The sequence below is a fragment of the Rhizobium sp. ZX09 genome, from assembly GCF_017357485.1.
In the GTDB taxonomy this organism is placed as follows: Bacteria; Pseudomonadota; Alphaproteobacteria; order Rhizobiales; family Rhizobiaceae; genus Agrobacterium; species Agrobacterium pusense.
The window spans coordinates 2,011,772-2,030,940 of the sequence record NZ_CP031363.1 but is presented as its reverse complement, the minus strand read 5'-3'; the positions used below and the strand labels follow the sequence as shown (position 1 = coordinate 2,030,940).

The following is a 19,169-nucleotide window of genomic DNA, read 5'->3' as shown; positions in this document are numbered from 1 at the left end:
CTCCACCACCAGTTAGCAATGTTCTTAGACACGATGTTCATGCGAAAATTGTTAGCGTGCACGATCCGCCTTGGCAAGCGGATTTCCGCAAGGGAATGAACCTTACGGGCCGCCGCGGCGTTGCACTCCTGCCGAAACGGTCAGGAGTGCCCCGTAAAATGCTTCATCGCCTGTGTCTTCTGGTAACCACCCTCGCACTGATTTCTGCCTCAGAACCGCCGGCGCAGGTGCCGGTGCCGCAGCCGAAACCGGGTGAGGGGCAGTCCTCCACCCCCTCGGAAAAGCCATCCGACGAGACGCCGCAAAGGCCGGCGGAAGCACCGAAACCCGTTCCCAAGCCGCAGCCCGATGAGAAGCCGGTCGCGAAACCCGATGCTTCCGGAAACCAGCAATCCGATGGTGAAAAGACACCCGCTGACAAGGGTTCCGATGACGCCAAGAAGGAAGGCGAGGACAAGGATGGCGTGGAGCAGAACAAACCAACTGTCGAAACGGCGAAACCTGAGGAGAAGCCACCGGAACCGGTGAAGCCGGAGGACCCTGCCGCACTTCAGGCATGTCTTGCCTCGTTGAAGGGGATCGGTGCAGAGTTCAAGCAGCTTGAGCCGATCCGCGATACGGAGCAGGGGTGCGGCATCGAGGCGCCTGTCGAGCTTTCCGTGGTTCTCCCAGGCATCAAGCTTGAGCCATCGGGAACCATGCGCTGTGAAACCGCGCTTGCGCTTTCACGCTGGACCAAGGAGATGATGGTGCCGGCGGCCGCTCTGGCTTTGCCGGAGAAAAAGGTGACGGCGATCGCCAATGCCTCGACCTATATTTGCCGAAACCGCAACAGCGCGGAAAACGGCAAGATTTCCGAACATGCCAAGGGCAATGCCGTGGATATTTCCACCATTTCCTTCGATAAGGGCGAGCCGCTGGTGATGAAGCCGCGCGGTGAGGACGGGACGCCGGAGGGTGCTTTTCAGCGCACGATTACCGCTGCCGCCTGCCTATTTTTCCGCACGGTCCTTTCGCCCGGCAGCGATGCCACACATCAGGATCACCTGCATCTCGACGTGCTGGAGCGAAAAGGCGGCTATCTCTATTGCCGCTGACAAAAAGGGGCGACCCGAAAGGCCGCCCGACTGGAGTTGATGCTTCCGCCCCGGATTTAGAACTTCTGGGTCAGGGAGATTTTGAAGGTGCGGCCTGCTTCCGTGTAGAAATCGACCGGCTGATTGACCGTGCTGACCGAATTCGGGTTCACGTCGCGGACGCCGACGGCATTCCAGTATTTCCTGTCGAACAGGTTGTAGATGCCGGCCTGGATGCGCAGGCCCTTGGTCTGCTCGGGTTCCCACCAACCGGTCAGGTTGAAGACGCCGTAACCGGGGGCGTCGAAAGTGTTGGCCACCCTGTCGTCACGCATGCCGGCGGAAAAAACGCCCGTCAGTTCCGTGCCCCAGACATCCTGCGCATAGCCGACGCCGAGGACGGACTTGAACGGTGCCACCGTGCGGATGAACTCGTTGGTGTCGGTGTCCTTGCCATAGGCGTAGGCGAGCGAGGCGTGGGCGAAGAAGCCGTTTGCCAGATCCTTGCGGACCTTGGCCTCCACACCGGAGATTTCGACGTTGTTGCGGTTGCGATAGGTAAACAGCGATCCGTTGCCCCTGCCGCCGAAGCCGGGGAAGAGCGTTGTCGAGGTCGTATATTGTTCGATGAAGTTCTTGTACTTGTTGTGGAACAGCGTCAGGCTTCCCGTCAGGTCGCCGGAGGCGTAGTTCGCACCGATCTCGAAACCGTTGCTGGTCTCGGGATTGAGGGCGGAGTTGCCGACAACAGCGTAACCGGAGCTGACGTTGGAGAAGTTCAGATACAGTTCGTTGATCGTCGGGGCACGATAGGCCATCGACCATTGTGCGAAAAGCTGTAGTTCGGGCGTGACGTCATAGGTGGCAAGAAGCTTCGGCGAGAAGCGCGAGCCGCTATTGCCGCTCGGCAGGCCGAATGTTCGGTAGCCGCTGTTGCTGGAAACGGAGCCATCGGGATCGTAATCGTAGAAATCGAAGCGCAGGCCGGGGGTCAGGCGGAAGCCGTTGCCGAAGGCGATTTCGTCATCGAGATAAAGGCCGAGGCTCTTGCCGCTCACGTCAGGCATGTCCGATTGCGACGATGAGGTCGAACCGGCCGTATTGGCGAAAAGCTCCTGGCTGAAATCGGTGGTCATGGCGTTGCCGCCGAAACGGACGGTGTGCTGCACGCCGCCAAGCTCGAACCCGGATTCCAGGCCGCCCACGATACCGAAGGCGCTGTTGCGCATGCTGTCTTCGCGAATATAGAGGGAATTATTGGTCAGCCGGTCGCCGGCGCCGGAGTCCTTGGAGAGGCGCGTCCAGTAGAGCGACAGATTGGCGGCATCGATCACGCTGTCAGTCGAGGGCGCCTCGTATTCATAATCAAGCGAGACGCGGTCGCGCTCAGTGTCCTCGTAACCGCGGTAATCGCCGATGCGATAGGTCGAGCCCGATACGCTGACACCCTGAAGGGTTTTCATGTCGCTGCGGTCTCTCAGCGAATACCGTTCGGCAGTAAGTCCTATGCGGTGGCCACCTTCCAGATCCTGGCGGATCTTGAACATCAGGTTGCTTTCATAGGTGTCGGCGGGGTTGGGCTTGGTGCGACGCGTGCCGTAGATGTCGGCCGTACCCTTGTTGTCCGTTTCATTGCCGCGTTTGTAGGAGCCCTGGAACAGGACCGAGGTGTTCTCGATCTTCTTGGCGACGGCGAGCGATCCGCCCACGCTTCTGTCCTCGCTGTCATAGGTGGTCTTGGCGACACCGCCCCAGTCCCTGCCTTCACCGATCAGGTCCTCCGGCTCGAGCGTGCGCAGCACCAGCGCGCCGCCGAGAGCACCGGAGCCGATGCGGCTGGAATCGGCGCCACGCACCACATCAACGGTCGAAAGCGATGAGAAATCAAAGCTCGAATTCGTATTGCTCAATGTGGTGGTGGCCTGACCCTGCCGGGCGAAGTTTTCGAAGAAGGGAACGGGAATATTGTCGATCAAGGTGACGACGCGTGCGCCACCGAGGCCGCGAATGAACAGGCCGCCGGGCCGGCCGGGTTTGGCGTCGACGTAATCGACACCCGGTTCCGTGCTGTTGCCGAGGTCCTTGATGCTGCCGATGTCCTTCTTGCGGATGTCTTCCGCAGTCGTCTGGCTCGCCAGCGGCGTATCGGCGACGGCATTGGCGCTTTTGACGCGCTTGCCCTTGACGACGATTTTTTCGAGCGTGGTGGTGCCGTCCGCCTGCGCCGCGGCATCCTGCGCCCGCACGGGGCCGGCGAGCGGCAGAAGAGAGATGGCAGTGCACAGAAGCAGCGCGGAATGCGTGCGCGAAATGGACATTAAATACCCCCAGGTAGGCGCGCGAATAGGCCACGGCGTGCGAAAGCACGCCGTGTTTGCCGTCGCGGCTGAAACTGTTTTGATTGTTACGGGCGAGCCGGTAAGCGAGGACTAAAAAACATGATTATAACTGTCAACATTATTATATATGACTTTTAGCATCATGTTTTAAAGCGGGGCGCTATGTTGCAAAAATATTACGTTTGCGGGCCGTGGCCAAAAAAGATGGGTAAGGACGAAAACGCCACGATGCGGTCAAAGTGCCGACATTGATGCTTGCTACGATCTTCGCGGCCAGTTTACATGGCGAACGAAAGCATACCCGAAAATAACAGTTTAATAATCGGATACGGAAATGAAGTCTCTTGAACTGCTCGTCGAGCGGATCATTCTCTCCAGCCGCTGGCTGCTGGTCGTTTTTTATCTCGGCCTCGTCGCGGCACTGGCTGTCTACGCCTTTTCTTTCGCGCTCAAGTTTCTGAAAGTTGCGAAGAACGTTTTTACCTACGACGAAGCCGACATGATCCTTGCCATGCTGGGCCTGATCGATGCGGCACTCGTCGCCAGCCTGATCGTCATGGTGATGATTTCCGGTTACGAGAACTTTGTCAGCCGTTTCGACGATGCCGATGCGGAGGTTTCGTTTCTGGGCAAGCTTGATGCCGGAAGCCTGAAAATCAAGGTCGCGTCGTCAATCGTGGCCATTTCGTCCATTCACCTGCTGCAAATCTTTCTCAATGCCAATCAGTACTCGGACAGCAAGCTGATGTGGTTCACGATCATCCATCTGGCTTTTGTCGCCTCGGCGGTCATGCTTGGTTTCCTGGAGAAACTGATGGCCAAGCCGAAGGACAAGGCCGAAAAGCCGGTGCTTTAGCAGGGTAATCAGACGATATGAAGGTCGCAACCCCGTCATGGCCACGCATTTTTTCGCTCCTGGCGTCAAGACCCGGCGCGGAGAAGGGGCGTGAATGGTGAAGACGGAGCGTCAGGCGAGGCTATGCGATGATCTGTCGGCTGCTGCCGACAAGTCCCAATGGCTGGAGGCGCTGCAGGAAGTGATGCACGCTTTCGGTTACGCCTATGTGACCCTGCTGCTCCTGCCCGGCGGCCAAAATGCCTATGGCTTGCCGACGGTCATTGAAAGCAGCCTGCCAATCTGGGTCGTGAATGCGATGACCAGCGACGGTGCGCTCGGGGATTGTCCCGTCATCAGGCGCGGCGCATCATCGATGATGCCGCAATATTGGTCGTTGCAGGACCCGGACATTGCGTGTGAAACGCTTCAGGATGCCGTATCCTCCGTGCGCAGCATGGGCATCACTTCGGGTCTCATGGTCCCGGTACACGGCATGAACGGCAATCGGTATCTGATGAATTTCGCAGGCGATCGCGATACCCTGCAACAGGCCGCGCTTAACGAGCTGGGCATGATCGCGCTACATGCGCTGGAGGTCTATGACCGGCTTTGCCGCACCGGCTCCAGAGGGCCTTCACCGCTGACGAAGCGGGAACTCGACGTGGTGCGCTGGACGGCGCAGGGGAAGACCTCGGTGGAGATTGCCGAGCTTCTGTCCATCTCGGAACATACCGTCAACGCCTATATGAACAACGCCATCCGCAAGCTCGACTGCGTGAACCGCACCCAGCTGGTGGCCAAGACCATACGCCTTGGCCTGATCGTCTGATCGGTCCCGCCCTTCGGGGAAACCTGCGCCTTATCGGTCGAGAACCGAGCGAAGCTCGACGAGATTGGAGCGAACCCGCAAAACGTAAAATCCCATGGTGGCCAGGTGCGACGGCATGATCCAGCCGCTCTCCTCACCATTGGAGATGATCGCCGGCTGGATACGCAAGGCTGCGCGGGTCTGCAGGAGCGTGTCGTTCCACAGGTTGGTGAGGTTGCGTTCGCGGATGACCTGCGCGAAGTCGGATCCGGCTGCGGAAAGTACGCCGTAATAACCGTAGAGCTGGCCATAGGCGAACCAGAAACGGTCGTCGGCGCGGGTATCGAACCAACCGCCATTATAGTTTTCCGAACGCTCACGCAGGATGGCCGATGTCGAGCCGATATCGCCGGCAATGCGGTCGATGAACTGGATCAGGTTGTCGGCGCGGGTGTCGAAGACGGCCTTGCAGGCGACGAGCTCGCCATTGAAGGCCTGGAAGCTGCGGATCGCGGCGCGGTAATAGCTGGGGGTCGGCGTCTTCGGGCCGAAAGGATCGAGACCGAAATACCAGGAATATTCGCTGAACTGCATATTGCCACGCGCTTCCTGGAGGTTGTTGTTGATGCCCGATGTCCCGCGCACGCGCCCGAGCGTATCCACCAGCTCCACCGAGGTGCGGCGCACGGCCTGGTTCACGCCGCGCTGGAATGAGGCCTTGTTGTCGAGAAACGGTGTGCTATCCCAGTCCATGCCGAAGAGACCGAGGCGATAGAGCAGCATGGAGGAAATCCACGCATTCTGGTTGACGTTGAAATCGGTGAGATCGGCGGCAGCGTCAACGATGGCCGAGCGTTGGCACACCGGTGCGGATGTGTTGGCGGCTGCACCGGTTGCGCCAGCGGGCGACGTCGGGGAGGCGGCCGGCAGTTCCTGTCCGGGCGGCACGGTCCGTTCAGCAAGCTTGTAACGGGAAATGTAATCCGGATCGAAATTGCTCCAGACCTGCGTTTGCCAGACGAAATATCCGTAGAAGCCGGCAAGCAGGATGAGAACCAGAGCGATCGGGCCCTTGATGAGCCAGTTGCGGCCGCTGTACCAGCCATGGGCGGCCATGAAGGGCCATAAAAGCCAGGCGACGAGAAGACCGGCGGCCCTGCCGATGGCACTGAAGGCTGCCTGAATCGTGGCGGTGATCCGGTCTATCATGTCGTCATAGTCTCCTCTGCCCGTGGGGCTGGATGCCGGAATAAAACCGCCATCCGGTGGGGCGCCCTTCGGCGCCTGGTCGGACTCCGGTCATTTACTGTCCTGCAGATATGTCCCGGTCAACCGGGATACAACATGATTGCGAAACTTTTCTCAACCTGCGGTCCGCGCCGGCCATCATCGCTCTCCATACGGACTGCGACGTAACGGCCGCCGCGGAACCGGAGGGCAAGCAGTCAGAGGCCGAGCCTGGCGATCTCCTCATTCAGCCGGTCGCGTGCCTTTTTCGGCAGTTTGCCGCTTTTGACGGCATCGAGGTTGGCCGGCACGGCGTCGCCCACGACAACAAGCGCGACCATGCCCATGCCGAGATGCGGCGTGCATTTGACGACGTAGGCGCCTTCCTTCTCGACCGTCAGCTTCACCGCCTCGTTCATCTTGCCCTTGAACTCGGAAACCCCCTCGGGGATCATATCCTTCACGGCTGCCGCGTCATGGCCCTTGTCCACCGGAATGAAGGTGATGACGTCACCTACGGCAGCCTTGACGGTTGCGGGCTCGAAGACCATCGCCTGACCATCGCTGCCCTTGTTGAGCATCTTCACTTCGATTTCGGCAGACAGGGCGGGGAAGGCAAAAAGTCCAGCAATGACGAGGCTGGCAAATCCGGCAATTTTGTTCTGCATAATTTTGCTCCTGAGAGAAAGCACATCCAAGCGGATGTCCTCGCCGTTCTAGCGCAGGAGCTGGGCGGTCATCTTTGCGAAAAATCAAATGCGGCAACCGGACGCAGCCGCTCAGCAGCCGTTGAACGCCTCCACCCAGTGGCGGCGGCAGAAGGAAACATATTTTTCGTTGCCGCCTACCTCAATCTGCGCGCCTTCCGTGACGACATTTCCTTCATTGTCGAAGCGGGCCACCATCGTCGCCTTGCGGCCGCAATGGCAGATGGTGCGGATTTCGCGCAGCTCGTCGGCAATCGCAAGCAGTTCTTTCGAGGCAGGGAAGAGCTTGCCCTGGAAATCCGTGCGCAGACCATAGGTCATGACCGGGATGTTCAGCCGGTCGACAATCTCGGCAAGCTGCCAGACATGGTGTTCTGAGAGGAAATTGGCCTCGTCGACGAAAACGCAGGCGACGGGCGCCTGTACATGCAGGGCCGATACTTCAGCGAACAAATCGGTATTTTCATCGAAGGTCAGGGCGTCGGAGGACAGACCGATGCGCGAGGCGACACGGCCGACGCCGGCGCGGTCGTCAAACGCGGCCGTGAAGATCAGCGTGCGCATGCCGCGCTCCTGATAATTATAGGACGCCTGCAGCAGCATGGTCGATTTGCCGGCATTCATCGTCGAATAATTGAAATAGAGTTTTGCCATTATCCACTCCCGGAGCGCCTTCGCGCCTTTCGGACGCCTCGCAACCTCACGAAACGGCGCGCCGGATTTCACCAGGCGATCACAAAGCTCGATCCGATGCCGCATCAGGCGTCTTTTGACGAGGAAGATGTGGATTGAAAAGTGCGCAGGCGCGAAAAACACAGATTTCTGCGGTCTGCTTTTTCCCATTTGCAGGTTCGAATCCCGACGTTTTTGCCGTTTTTGTCGCAAACGGGCGGGCCAAAGCACGCAAATGCACGCGAGTTGATTGTGGCCGGAAGATATTGATAATGGCAAGGGAACGAAAAAAAGGGAGCAAACAATGTTTGCAAATAGACGTCGCTGTCTGGTTCTGGCCGCAGCAATCTCCTCCATGACGTTCAGCGCGGCCGGTGCCGCCGAACCGGCAAGCTGCGGCACGGTGCGGTTTTCCGATGTGGGCTGGACCGACATCACCGCCACAACGGCCACAGCCACGGTACTACTGAAAAGCCTCGGCTATGAAACCGACGTCAAGCTTCTCTCTGTTCCCGTTACCTATACATCCCTGAAAAACAAAGACATCGATGTCTTCCTCGGCAACTGGATGCCGACCATGGAAGGGGATATCGCGCCTTACCGCGAAGACAAATCGGTCGAAACGCTGCGGGAAAACCTGACCGGCGCCAAGTATACGCTGGCGACCAACGCCAAGGGTGCCGAACTCGGCATCAAGGATTTCAAGGACATCGCTACGCACAGCGACGCGCTTGGCGGCAAGATTTACGGCATCGAGCCCGGTAATGACGGCAACCGCCTGATCCTCGACATGGTGGCCAAGGATACATTCGGATTGAAGGCGTTCGAAGTCGTCGAATCCTCCGAGCAGGGGATGCTGTCGCAGGTCGCCCGCGCGGAAAAATCCGGCGAGCCGATCGTTTTCCTCGGCTGGGAACCGCATCCGATGAATGCGAATTTCAAGCTCACCTACCTGACGGGCGGCGATGAGGTCTTCGGTCCCAACTTCGGTGGTGCGACGATCTACACCAATGTTCGCAAGGGTTATGTCGAGGAATGCCCCAATGTCGGCGCCTTCCTCAAGAACCTGCAATTTTCCCTGCCCATGGAAAACGAGATCATGGGCAAAATCCTGAATGACGGGCTTGAGGGCGAAGCTGCCGCCACCGCATGGCTGAAGGCCAATCCGGCTGCGGTCGAACCCTGGCTCGCCAACGTCAAGACCAAGGATGGCAGCGCCGACGCCCTGCCCGCCGTCAAGAAGGCGCTTGGCCTTTAAAACGCAAGACTATGCATGACTGTATCCGGCCTGTGCGACAGGCTGGATGCAGCGGGAAATATCGATGCCCATGCATGACCTTGCCCGCGCATTTTCAACGCATTGCAGGTCATGCGCCAGCACCGCGTCCGGCCGCCGTCTGCCGGTCGTTGTTTCTGCATTTGTTTAAGAAAGGTCTTTTCTTACCGTGGAATGGCTCAGCGCTCCTGAAAACCGCCTGCCCGTCGGCCGATATGCCAAGGAGGCCATCGACTGGCTGACCGGCAATCTCGCTTTTTTCTTCGATTGGCTTTCCTTCATTTTCCAAAGCGTCATCAACGCCCTGCTTTATGTGCTCCAGGCGCCGCATCCGCTGGTCATCGTGGCGATTGTCACGGCGCTTTCGGCCTGGACGCGACGCTCGATCGGCATGCCCGTCTTCACCGCACTCGGCCTGCTGCTCATCATCAATCTCGGCTATTGGAAAGCGACGACGGAGACGCTGGCGCTGGTGATCGCCGCCAGCGCCGTGTGCATGATCATCGGCATACCGCTTGGCATATTGGCGGCGAGGCGCAAATGGATCTATGCCGGCATGCGCCCGGTGCTGGACCTGATGCAGACCATCCCCACCTTCGTTTATCTCATTCCGGCGCTGGTGCTGTTCGGCCTTGGCATGGTTCCGGGGCTGATCGCCACCGTCATCTTCGCCATTCCGGCTCCGGTGCGGCTCACACGCCTCGGCATTGTCTCCACGCCGCCGGCGCTGGTCGAGGCGGCCGTCGCCTTCGGAGCAACGCCGTCGCAGGTGCTGCGCAAGGTGGAGCTGCCCTTTGCCGCGCCGCAGATCATGGCCGGTCTTACCCAGACGATCATGCTGTCGTTGTCGATGGTGGTCATTTCCGCGCTTGTCGGCGCCAATGGTTTGGGCGTGCCTGTCGTGCGCGCCTTGAACACCGTCAATATCGCCATGGGCTTCGAGGCGGGATTGTGCATCGTCATACTGGCGATCGTTCTTGACCGGCTTTTCCGCCTTCCCGGTACGGAGGATGATCTATGAGTGACGCCATCATCTTCGGAAATGTCGATATCGTCTTTGGCGACCGGCCCGATGCCGCGCTGCCGATGATCGACAGAGGCAGTACGCGCGACGAGATCAATGCCGAGACCGGGCTGGTGCTCGGTGTCGCCAATGCATCGCTGTCGGTGAGCGAAGGCGAGATACTCGTGCTTATGGGGCTTTCCGGCTCGGGCAAGTCGACGCTGCTCAGGGCCGTCAACGGGCTTGCGCCCGTGGTACGCGGCAATGTGGGGGTGAAGACCAAGACCGGCTTTGTCGATCCCTATCGCTCAACGGCCAAATCGCTCCGCGACCTGCGCATGCATACGGTTTCCATGGTGTTCCAGCAATTCGGTCTTCTGCCGTGGCGTAACGTGGCCGACAATGTCGGTTTCGGGCTCGAGCTTTCCGGCGTACCGGAAGCGGAACGCAAACGCATGGTGGCCGAGCAGCTCGAACTGGTCAATCTTTCCGCCTGGGCCGACCGCAAGGTGGGAGAGCTTTCCGGCGGCATGCAGCAGCGTGTGGGACTGGCGAGAGCGTTTGCCACCGGCGCGCCGATCCTGCTGATGGACGAACCATTCTCGGCGCTCGACCCCCTTATCAGAAGCCGCCTGCAGGATGAGCTTCTCGAATTCCAGAGCCGACTGAAGAAAACGATTCTCTTTGTCAGCCACGATCTGGATGAGGCTTTCCGCATCGGGAATCGTATCGCCATGATGGAAGGCGGACGCATCATCCAGTGCGGGACGCCGCAGCAGATCGTCAAGCAACCGGCCACGCAATATGTCGCGGATTTCGTGCAGAATATGAACCCGATCTCCATGCTGACCGCTGCGGATGTGATGAAGCGGGGCGTAGATGAACGCAACGGCCAGATGACCGTCGCGGCCACCGCCCGCCCGTCATCCCCCCTGATCGACATTCTCGATGCGCTGGCCAAACATTCCGGCGCAATCGGTGTCGTCGACAATGGCGCGATCGTCGGCACGATTTCCGCTGACGAAGTCGTGGCAGGGCTGACCCGTCATCGCAAAAAATAACTGGCTTTTGCCAGGAAACAAAAGGGACCTCCCTCACCGGGGGTCCCTTTTGTTTTTCCGCAGATATTCCGGGCAAGTTACCTTCCCCCTGTTGGAAAGAGTATCTTTGACATCATAAGTTATGCATGAAAATTATTACTAATAAAAACCATATTGCAAATTTCGAGAAAATTGCGCAAAGTAAAACTAGATTCTGTAGCGCGTTGCTAAATTTAAGGTGGTATAAGCTTAAAGCCTCAAAATCGGTCGCGGGTTATGGTGATTTGGGAGCTGAAATTTTTATCATTTGTTGCTTATGAATACTTATTCTAATACATGTTTTTATTGTAAATGTGATAAAAATCAGGCAGAACGCCGATATTTTAGGTGAAGTGTCTTAGATGGATAATTAGTGAAGAATAGTCTTTGAAAGGGACACGATATAAGCAAGATTTAGGTATATACAACGTATCCACCGAATTATAAAAACACCTTTTGGAACACCTATAATAGCCACCATGACCGTCTTTCCGACTGTCATCAGGAGACTTGAGCGTATGGATAACCAATCTCTGTCGGAACATAGCATCGCCGCTGCAGACTTGCTCTCAGCGATGGCGAATCCCAAGCGCCTGATGATCTTATGCACGTTGGTGGATACGGAAGTGCCGGTCGGTGTTCTCGCCTCTCAGGTTGGTCTCAGCCAGTCCGCTCTTTCGCAGCATCTTTCGAAATTGCGGGCCCAGCGGCTGGTAAAGACACGACGGGATGCGCAGACCATCTATTATTCCAGCAACTCCGAATCCGTTAAGAAAATCCTGGCCTCCCTTGAGGAAATTTATTGCCAGGCGCAGAAGAGCAGCAAGACAGCCGCCTGATCCGGGGCCGTCAGGCCTCCGGCAGCATTGAATTGAAACCGGCGCTTGACGCCGGTTTTTCGTTTGTGAGTTACCTGACCGGGCGGTGATCCCGCAAGGAGCGCGCTGGTCTTTGCGCCGGGTGCGATCAGCGGGCGGGCACAGCCTGCATCTGCTGCTTGAGCAGGGTTGCTGCAGCCGCATATCCGCCGTCAGCGCCGTCCACGAAATGCATGTGATCCCGTGAAAGCGGGGAGGGTACGATACAGGTCATCAATGCGGCGTCCTGCTCATGCAGGCCGAAATAACAGCTTCCAGACAGGCGGCCTTGCTCCAGCCGGTCGCGAATTTTTTCGAGCCTTGCGCCGTCGATATCCACGGTCATCTTCAAACCGTCGTCGAATTTCCTGAAATCGGTATTGCTGGCGACGGAGCGCCGATAGCGCTCCGCATTGAACCGTCCGAGCGAAAGACCCGTCAAGCCGAGCAAATTGATAAGCAGGGTCTCGCCGAGAATACGGGACGAACGGCGCAACTGGCCCCAGACGTCGCGATGGGCCGCTCCTGCGCGTGCCTCGAGATTCAGTCCCTCCCGCACGAAACCGAGCTTCGGGCCCTCCTCAGGCACGGGGTGGCCATGCCTTCCGTCCTGCTCGGCCAGATCGACAAGATCGGTAACAAGCTTGCGGAATGCCGGCATGTCCCGCGACGGCCCCGGCACCGCTATGATGGATACAACCTTGCCACGGGTCGCCGGAATGGGATTCCAGCGGCATGAGAGGCCGGTCAGATCCGGGCGTTCGCCTGCGGCTGCGGTAGGCAGGATATAAAGGCCTTCCTTCATCCGTGCTTCAGCCCAGCTATTGCCGCCACCTGAAAACATCGCATAGGAAACATCGTCGCTTGCCTGAAAACGCGCGACGCGCACATCGAAGCCATTCTCACGAATATCCTCAACCGGAACCAGCGCTACCCGCATCGTAAGGTCGAGATCGTCCTTCACCCAACGCTGAACGGAAGAAAGAGCGGCGCTGGCAAGCGGCAGCCCGCCCGGGGGCACGGTGACGGCGGCGCCATCGCCGCCGAAAACGAAGGGCAGGTCGTGACGTCCGAGACTGTTCGACACACCGGAAATGACCGCCGCGCCGGCCATGTTCACCGCCTTGTATCGGCCGGTCTGGATCGCCGCCGTTGAATCGACGATATCGGCGATGGCAAGCCCCCATCCCGGTGGCAGGGCACGATAAAGCGTCGGATCAACCACGTCCTCAAAGCGCTGGAAAACGGGCAGGCCCGTCAGAAATTCGTCATCTGCTGTGATCATGCCGCGATTATCCTCCAGCGGCGGCCGAACGCCAAGCATTTCCATGGGGCGATACCGTGCTTCGGAGTGACAGGATCATGGCCCGCTTCGCGTTTGATTTACCTCTAATAGACCTAATCCAGCAAAGGTGACTTGCATAGATCATCAATCCTTCCGTATGAGTTGAGTGGAAGGCTCGGAATTCAAAAATGGAACGAGTTTTCGCCGGGAGGCGTCCGATAGTTTCATTCGGTCGGCGCCCATGGCGCTCACCGGGTCCCGCGACCCCCTTTAAGGAGACACCAGGATGAAACTGAAGACATTGACCAGTGTGACGCTTGCAGCGTCCTTCGCATTCGCACCCCTTGCCCATGCCGAAATCGTCATCGGCCTGATTGCGCCGCTCACCGGTCCTGTCGCCGCTTATGGCGACCAGGTCAAGAACGGCGCCCAGACGGCAGTCAATGAAATCAACAAAAAGGGCGGCATCCTCGGCGAACAGGTCGTGCTGAAGCTGGCCGACGATGGCGGCGAGCCGAAGCAGGGCGTTTCAGCCGCGAATCAGCTGGTTGCCGAAGGCATTCACTTCGTCGTCGGTCCGGTGACGTCCGGCGTCGCCATTCCCGCTTCGGACGTCTTTGCCGAAAACGGCGTGCTGATGGTTACGCCGACGGCGACTGCGCCGGGCCTTACCAACCGCGGCCTTTCCAACGTCTTCCGCACCTGCGGTCGCGATGACCAGCAGGCCGAGGTTGCGGCGAAATACGTTCTCGCCAACCTCAAGGACAAGAAGGTCGCCATCATTCACGACAAGGGCGCTTACGGCAAAGGCCTGGCAGATGCCTTCAAGGCGACGCTGAATGCCGGCGGCGTGACCGAAGTTCTCTACGATGCCCTGACGCCGGGCGAAAAGGACCTCGGCGCGCTGACGGCACGTCTGAAGTCCGACAATGCCGAGATCATCTATTTCGGCGGTTACCATCCGGAAGCCGGTCTTCTGGTGCGCCAGTTGAAGGATATCGGCTCCAAGGCTGCCGTTATCGGCGGTGACGGCCTGTCGAACAGCGAGTTCTGGAACATCGGTTCGCAGGCTGGCGAAGGCACGATCTTCACCAATGCTTCCGACGCGCTGAAGAACGCTGATTCCAAGGCTGCTGCGGAAGCGCTGAAGGCCGCCAACATTCCGGCGGAAGCCTTCACGCTTAATGCTTACGCTGCTGTCGAAGTCCTGAAGGCCGGCATCGAAAAGGCTGGCGCCAAGGATTCCGAAGCGGTTGCCAAGGTCCTGAAGAGCGGTGAAGCCTTCCCGACCGCAATTGGCAAGGTCACCTATGGCGAAAGCGGTGACCTGACCTCGCAGACCTTCTCGCTGTTCAAGTGGCAGGACGGCAAGATCGTCGCAGCCGAATAAGCTGACCTTACCGGCCGCACCTGTTGCGGCCGGTTTCATTTATGGCCTGAAGAGGGTGAAGGCAGCATGGCCGATGCCGGGACGCGCATAGACGGAGATATCGCTTTCGAGCGGATATTCCCCATCCTCAGGATGTTCGACGAGGCCAAGGCACGGGAGTTCTATATCGATTTTCTCGGCTTCGAGGTCGAGTGGGAACACCGCTTCGGCGAAAATTTCCCGCTCTACATGCAGATTTCACGCGCCGGAATGGGGCTGCATCTCAGCGGCCACCACGGCGATGCGACGCCGGGCTCCAACGTCTTCGTCACGATGCATGGCGTTCTCGCCTACCAGCGGGAACTGGCGGCAAAGGATTATCGCTTCATGAAGCCCGGCGTTGAAGAACTGCCATGGGGTAATGTGATGGAAGTGACCGATCCCTTCGGCAACCGCATTCGTTTCTGCGAGCAGAAAAGCGGATAGTGATGTTTTGGACGCGAGCGCAAGGCCCTTGACCTTGATCCTCGTTTGAACGATAGAACGCTCAAATAGCGAACCGCGCGCACGGAGGCCCCGTGCGCGCGGTTCGTGCGTTTTGGCAATCGGTCATGCAATTCGTTCGCATCCGCACGGGGACAGAAAATGAACGTTGAAGGCAATGCGCTGGTCAGGAAGCTCGCATTCTGGGGCATTCCGCTTTCTTTCGGTGTACTCGGCCTCAAGCTTGTGGCCTGGTGGGTTACCGGCTCGGTCGCGCTGCTGTCCGACGGTCTGGAATCGACCGTCAACGTGGTCGCGGCTTTCATCGCCTATTTCGTCATTCGTTACGCGCAGAAGCCTGCCGATGACGACCACCAGTTCGGCCACCACAAGGCGGAGTATATTTCCGCTGTCGTCGAAGGGGTACTGATCGTTGTCGCTGCCCTGCTGATCGTGCAGGAGGCCTGGGGCGCACTCTTCAATCCGAGACTGCCGGAAGCGCCTGTACTTGGTCTTGCCATCAATGCCGCGGCCGGGATCATTAACGCTGTCTGGGCGACAATATTGATCCGCGTCGGCAAACAGCATTCTTCGCCGGCGCTTGCGGCCGACGGCCACCACATCATGTCTGATGTCGTGACATCGGCAGGCGTACTTGTCGGCCTCGTCCTGGCATTGCTGACGGGCTATGCCATTCTCGATCCCGCGCTTGCCATTCTCGTGGCCGTCAACATTCTGTTTCAGGGCTCGAAGGTCATCCTGCATTCGCTTGGTGGCCTGATGGATCGGGCAGTGGAGCCCGAGGAGGATGAGGCGATCAAGAAGGCGATCGCAGCCAATTCCGGTGGCATTATCGGTGTCCATGATCTCAGAACCCGCCGCGCCGGTTCGGCCGCCTTCATCGATTTTCACGTTGTCGTTCCTGCCATCATGACGGTGCGTGAGGCGCATGATATTTGCGACCGCCTTGAAGATGCCATAAGGGACGTCATACCGGGCGCCAGCCTTGCCATTCACGTCGAGCCGGAAGGCGAAAAGGCGCATGGCGTCAAAGTGATCGTTTAAAAAACAGGAGTTTTCCATGTCCGTGACGGATGTTTCCGGCCTGTCGCAGCTGGGCACGAAGGTCGATACGCCAGAGAGCCCTGAAAAGGCCGTTCTTGAAAAAGTGCCGAACGGCAATGCCGGCACCGATTATGTCGTGCGCTTTACCGCGCCCGAATTCACCTCGCTTTGCCCGATGACCGGCCAGCCGGATTTCGCCCATATCGTCATCGATTATATTCCCGGCGACTTTCTGGTGGAATCGAAGTCGCTGAAGCTGTTCCTGCAGTCCTTCCGCAACCATGGCGCATTCCATGAGGATTGCTCGGTCTATATTGCCAAGCGCCTTGTGGAATTGCTGCAGCCGAAGTGGCTGCGTATCGGCGCCTACTGGTATCCGCGCGGCGGCATTCCGATCGATGTCTTCTGGCAGACCGGACCGGCGCCCGAGGGCGTATGGCTGCCGGATCAGGGCGTTGCCACTTATCGCGGCCGCGGCTGATCCGGCTCTTTAGGTGAAAAAAAGCTCAAACGAACGAGCTATCGTCGCCTGAATCGAAGTCGGCATCATCGGCGCTGTCGTCGTAATCGGCCTGCTGGATATCGTCGTCATTGCTATCCTGCGGGCTCGCGCCGTCACCATAATAGTTGTTGATGACCGTTTCTTCGACGGGCGCATTGCCAGTGCCGCTATTGCCGCCGAAGGGCGAGCCGAGACCGAGAGACGACATGTGGCTGCCGAAGATGCCGCTCAGCGAGTTCGCAAGCAGCATGCCACCTGCAACGCCGGCTGCGGTGCCAAGCGCGCCCTGCAGGAAACCGCCGCCAGACCGGCCGGCTGCTGCCGGCTGCTGACCCCACGGTCCACCGGGCTGCTGCTGGGCTGCCTGCGATGCCCACGGACCGGCCGTCTGGCCAGCGGTATCGTTGCGCCACGAGGCCGGCGCGGCAGCAGCAGGTGCTGGTGTCGGAGCTGGCGGCTGCGGCTGGCCGGTGCCGAAGATGGAACTGAGAAAGCCGCCCTGCGCTGCGGCCTGAGGGGCCGGGTTGGCGCTTTCCAATGCGTGGATGCGCTCTTCGAGCTGCTTGATATGGGCTGCTGCCGCTTCCAGTCCCTTCTCCTGCACGATCACCGCCTGAGCGAGATAATAGGGAGCTGCGGGCTGATCGCGCACGGCGTCTGCGATCAACGTTTCCGCCTCGCGGTCACGCGGGGTGGCGGATGCGGCCTTGGTTCTTTCGAACAGGCCCTTGAGAAGCTGGCTTTCTTCCGGTGACATGTGCTGCCTCCTTACCGTGAAGCGAAATTCTACGATAAGGAGGTAGGCCACAATTTTGGCTTTTCAAAGCGGTCCGAATTTTAAATTTCGGTAATGATCCTCAGCCGCCGAAAGCGAGCGAGAGGCCCGCAATCGCCGTGAGCGCGCCAACCGTGCGGCTGGCGACCGAGCCGAAGCGGGCGATGCCGAGACCGAGGGCGATGCCGGCAAGGTGCAGGATGGCGGTGGCGATCATGAAGCCGATGCCGAATTGCAGCGCGCCCGCGCTGCCGAGTTCGCCGCCATGCGCATGGCCGTGGAAAAGCGCGAAAGCGCCGACAACGGCCGCGGCTGCTGCGGTGGGAAGCTTTGCCGCCATGGCGACCAGAAGGCCAAGGCCGATGACGGAGGCGAGAATGGCGGGTTCGACGAAGGGAAGGTCGATGCCGTAAACCGCCATCAGGAAGCCCACAGCCATGGTGCCGACGAAGGCGGCCGGCACGATCCACAGCGCCCTTCGGTCACTTTGCGCGACAGCAATCTGGGAGGCCCAGATGCCGACCGCCACCATCGCCAGAATATGATCCGCACCGAAGAAGGGGTGAGAGACACCGGCCATGAAGGAGCCGTGTTCTTCCGGGTTCAAATGCGCAAAAGCGGGCAGGGTGGTAAGGCCGAGCGCGGCGGCTGCAAGGCTTAGTCTTTTCAGCATGGTTCCCTCTTAAGATTATCGCCGCTCACCTGCTGTCTTGGGGTTCCGCAGCGTGCGGCACTGCAATGAGACGCTGACGATATCGCGAAGACGAACGAGCTGTCCATGCGTCATCTGCCGGGGGTGCTGTTTATTGTTCGGGCGCGAACCTTGTCTTTTTTGCTCATTGCCTTACGTAACAAGTCGCACTATGTCCGAAGGGCATGCACGAATTTTGCTGGAGAGAGCCGTTGATGAACGAAGACGAAGACGACAAGAGCAAGGAACTGCCGATCGGCAAGGAAACGGAAGCGAATCTTTTCAAGTCGCGTTCGATCTTCATCTATGGTGGCATCACGCAGGAACTGGCGCAGAAGGTCTGCACGCAGCTCGTGGCCCTTGCCGCCGCCAGCGACGACGACATCCGCGTTTACGTCAATTCTCCGGGCGGTCATGTCGAATCGGGTGATTCCATCCACGACATGATCAAGTTCATCAAGCCGAAGGTTTACATCATCGGCACGGGCTGGGTCGCCTCCGCCGGCGCGCTGATCTATGTTTCGGTGCCGAAAGAACGTCGCCTTTGCCTGCCGAACACCCGCTTCCTGCTGCACCAACCCTCCGGCGGTACGCGCGGCATGGCGTCCGACATCGAAATCCAGGCCCGCGAAATCATCAAGATGAACCAGCGCCTGATCAAGATCTTCTCCAAGGCCACCGGCCAGAGCGAAGAAAAGATCGCCAAGGATATCGATCGCGATTACTGGCTCGGCGCGGAAGAGGCCAAGGACTATGGCCTCGTCGGCAAGATCGTCGAAAGCCAGTCGGAACTCTGAGTTCCGGATTTTCAGTCGAGAAAGCCCGTGTCGGTGAAAACCGATGCGGGCTTTTTCCTTTCGGGCCGTTGTTATTTCATCATATTGCAGGCCTTCATCATGTCGGCTTTCTTCATCTTGTCCATTTCCATACCGGCCTTGTGCATGCAGGCCTTCTTGCCGGTCACGGACATGCCATCTTTTTTCATCGTCTCCATTTTCATTGCGTCGGGCTTCATGGGTTCGGTCTTCATGCCGTCGGCATGGGCGATGCCCGTGAGGGAAATAGTAGAGAGCAGGGCGGCGGCGGCAAAGGCGGTGAAAATGCGGGTCATGAAGGG

The 19,169-nt window shown here is 58.9% G+C and carries 20 protein-coding genes; 12 read left to right on the top strand and 8 right to left on the bottom strand.

The genetic code is table 11. The features are described 5' to 3' along the window. Nucleotides 1-158 precede the first annotated feature (158 nt). Nucleotides 159-1,097: an extensin family protein gene (locus tag BTN45_RS10180; protein WP_207587552.1), complete on the top strand. Its 939-nt coding sequence runs from the start codon at nucleotides 159-161 to the stop codon at nucleotides 1,095-1,097. A 56-nt stretch (nucleotides 1,098-1,153) separates the two neighbouring features. Here the strand turns inward: BTN45_RS10180 and BTN45_RS10175 are convergent, their stop codons facing one another. Then, a complete protein-coding gene (locus tag BTN45_RS10175) occupies nucleotides 1,154-3,394 on the bottom strand; it encodes a TonB-dependent hemoglobin/transferrin/lactoferrin family receptor (RefSeq protein WP_207587550.1) in 2,241 nt (746 codons plus the stop codon). Nucleotides 3,395-3,749: 355 nt separating this feature from the next. Here BTN45_RS10175 and BTN45_RS10170 point away from each other — a divergent pair, with 355 nt between their 5' ends. Both BTN45_RS10170 and BTN45_RS10165 read left to right on the top strand, forming a co-directional pair. Further along, nucleotides 3,750-4,271 (top strand): TIGR00645 family protein, encoded by a 522-nt coding sequence (locus tag BTN45_RS10170; protein ID WP_004443046.1) that lies wholly within the window; start codon nucleotides 3,750-3,752, stop codon nucleotides 4,269-4,271. 94 nt (nucleotides 4,272-4,365) lie between these two features. Continuing rightward, nucleotides 4,366-5,082, top strand: a complete 717-nt coding sequence (locus tag BTN45_RS10165; protein WP_004443044.1) for a LuxR C-terminal-related transcriptional regulator — start codon at nucleotides 4,366-4,368, stop codon at nucleotides 5,080-5,082. A gap of 30 nt (nucleotides 5,083-5,112) precedes the next feature. Here the strand turns inward: BTN45_RS10165 and BTN45_RS10160 are convergent, their stop codons facing one another. From BTN45_RS10160 to BTN45_RS10150, 3 genes are all read right to left on the bottom strand, one after another. Beyond that, nucleotides 5,113-6,270: a DUF2333 family protein gene (locus BTN45_RS10160; protein ID WP_004443043.1), complete on the bottom strand. Its 1,158-nt coding sequence runs from the start codon at nucleotides 6,268-6,270 to the stop codon at nucleotides 5,113-5,115. Between the two features lie 236 nt (nucleotides 6,271-6,506). Beyond that, nucleotides 6,507-6,956: a pseudoazurin gene (locus BTN45_RS10155; protein WP_037089744.1), complete on the bottom strand. Its 450-nt coding sequence runs from the start codon at nucleotides 6,954-6,956 to the stop codon at nucleotides 6,507-6,509. A 111-nt stretch (nucleotides 6,957-7,067) separates the two neighbouring features. Continuing rightward, nucleotides 7,068-7,649, bottom strand: coding sequence for a thymidine kinase (locus BTN45_RS10150; protein WP_207587548.1), 582 nt, complete (start codon nucleotides 7,647-7,649; stop codon nucleotides 7,068-7,070). A gap of 322 nt (nucleotides 7,650-7,971) precedes the next feature. Between BTN45_RS10150 and BTN45_RS10145 the strand changes: the two genes are divergently transcribed. The 4 genes from BTN45_RS10145 to BTN45_RS10130 all read left to right on the top strand — a co-directional run bounded on the left by BTN45_RS10145 (nucleotide 7,972) and on the right by BTN45_RS10130 (nucleotide 11,864). After that, complete coding sequence (locus tag BTN45_RS10145) at nucleotides 7,972-8,925, top strand: choline ABC transporter substrate-binding protein (RefSeq protein WP_004443037.1); 954 nt, start codon at nucleotides 7,972-7,974, stop codon at nucleotides 8,923-8,925. Between the two features lie 187 nt (nucleotides 8,926-9,112). Then, complete coding sequence (gene choW, locus BTN45_RS10140; protein ID WP_004443035.1) at nucleotides 9,113-9,964, top strand: choline ABC transporter permease subunit; 852 nt, start codon at nucleotides 9,113-9,115, stop codon at nucleotides 9,962-9,964. After that, nucleotides 9,961-11,007, top strand: coding sequence for a choline ABC transporter ATP-binding protein (choV, locus tag BTN45_RS10135; RefSeq protein WP_004443032.1), 1,047 nt, complete (start codon nucleotides 9,961-9,963; stop codon nucleotides 11,005-11,007). Before choW ends, choV begins: the two co-directional genes overlap by 4 nt. A 536-nt stretch (nucleotides 11,008-11,543) precedes the next feature. After that, on the top strand, nucleotides 11,544-11,864 hold the full coding sequence (locus BTN45_RS10130; RefSeq protein WP_003524068.1) for a metalloregulator ArsR/SmtB family transcription factor: 321 nt from the start codon (nucleotides 11,544-11,546) through the stop codon (nucleotides 11,862-11,864). A 127-nt stretch (nucleotides 11,865-11,991) separates the two neighbouring features. On the opposite strand, the gene BTN45_RS10125 is transcribed toward BTN45_RS10130, so the two are convergent. After that, nucleotides 11,992-13,167 carry a DUF3095 domain-containing protein gene (locus BTN45_RS10125; protein ID WP_107339387.1) on the bottom strand — a complete coding sequence of 392 codons (1,176 nt, stop codon included), beginning with the start codon at nucleotides 13,165-13,167 and terminating at the stop codon, nucleotides 11,992-11,994. 286 nt (nucleotides 13,168-13,453) lie between these two features. Here BTN45_RS10125 and BTN45_RS10120 point away from each other — a divergent pair, with 286 nt between their 5' ends. The 4 genes from BTN45_RS10120 to queF all read left to right on the top strand — a co-directional run bounded on the left by BTN45_RS10120 (nucleotide 13,454) and on the right by queF (nucleotide 16,565). Next, nucleotides 13,454-14,557, top strand: a complete 1,104-nt coding sequence (locus BTN45_RS10120; RefSeq protein ID WP_004443027.1) for a branched-chain amino acid ABC transporter substrate-binding protein — start codon at nucleotides 13,454-13,456, stop codon at nucleotides 14,555-14,557. A gap of 66 nt (nucleotides 14,558-14,623) precedes the next feature. Then, nucleotides 14,624-15,022, top strand: a complete 399-nt coding sequence (locus tag BTN45_RS10115; RefSeq protein ID WP_006699433.1) for a glyoxalase superfamily protein — start codon at nucleotides 14,624-14,626, stop codon at nucleotides 15,020-15,022. A 159-nt stretch (nucleotides 15,023-15,181) separates the two neighbouring features. After that, a complete protein-coding gene (locus BTN45_RS10110) occupies nucleotides 15,182-16,084 on the top strand; it encodes a cation diffusion facilitator family transporter (protein WP_004443025.1) in 903 nt (300 codons plus the stop codon). A gap of 16 nt (nucleotides 16,085-16,100) precedes the next feature. Next, complete coding sequence (gene queF, locus BTN45_RS10105) at nucleotides 16,101-16,565, top strand: preQ(1) synthase (RefSeq protein ID WP_004430149.1); 465 nt, start codon at nucleotides 16,101-16,103, stop codon at nucleotides 16,563-16,565. Between the two features lie 25 nt (nucleotides 16,566-16,590). On the opposite strand, the gene BTN45_RS10100 is transcribed toward queF, so the two are convergent. Both BTN45_RS10100 and BTN45_RS10095 read right to left on the bottom strand, forming a co-directional pair. Continuing rightward, on the bottom strand, nucleotides 16,591-17,343 hold the full coding sequence (locus tag BTN45_RS10100) for a DUF2076 domain-containing protein (RefSeq protein ID WP_207587546.1): 753 nt from the start codon (nucleotides 17,341-17,343) through the stop codon (nucleotides 16,591-16,593). 100 nt (nucleotides 17,344-17,443) lie between these two features. Next, nucleotides 17,444-18,034: a HupE/UreJ family protein gene (locus BTN45_RS10095; protein ID WP_004443023.1), complete on the bottom strand. Its 591-nt coding sequence runs from the start codon at nucleotides 18,032-18,034 to the stop codon at nucleotides 17,444-17,446. 233 nt (nucleotides 18,035-18,267) lie between these two features. Between BTN45_RS10095 and BTN45_RS10090 the strand changes: the two genes are divergently transcribed. Further along, nucleotides 18,268-18,849 carry an ATP-dependent Clp protease proteolytic subunit gene (locus BTN45_RS10090; RefSeq protein ID WP_003523060.1) on the top strand — a complete coding sequence of 194 codons (582 nt, stop codon included), beginning with the start codon at nucleotides 18,268-18,270 and terminating at the stop codon, nucleotides 18,847-18,849. Between the two features lie 71 nt (nucleotides 18,850-18,920). Here the strand turns inward: BTN45_RS10090 and BTN45_RS10085 are convergent, their stop codons facing one another. Then, nucleotides 18,921-19,163, bottom strand: a complete 243-nt coding sequence (locus BTN45_RS10085; RefSeq protein WP_207587544.1) for a pentapeptide MXKDX repeat protein — start codon at nucleotides 19,161-19,163, stop codon at nucleotides 18,921-18,923. Between the last annotated feature and the right edge of the window lie 6 nt (nucleotides 19,164-19,169).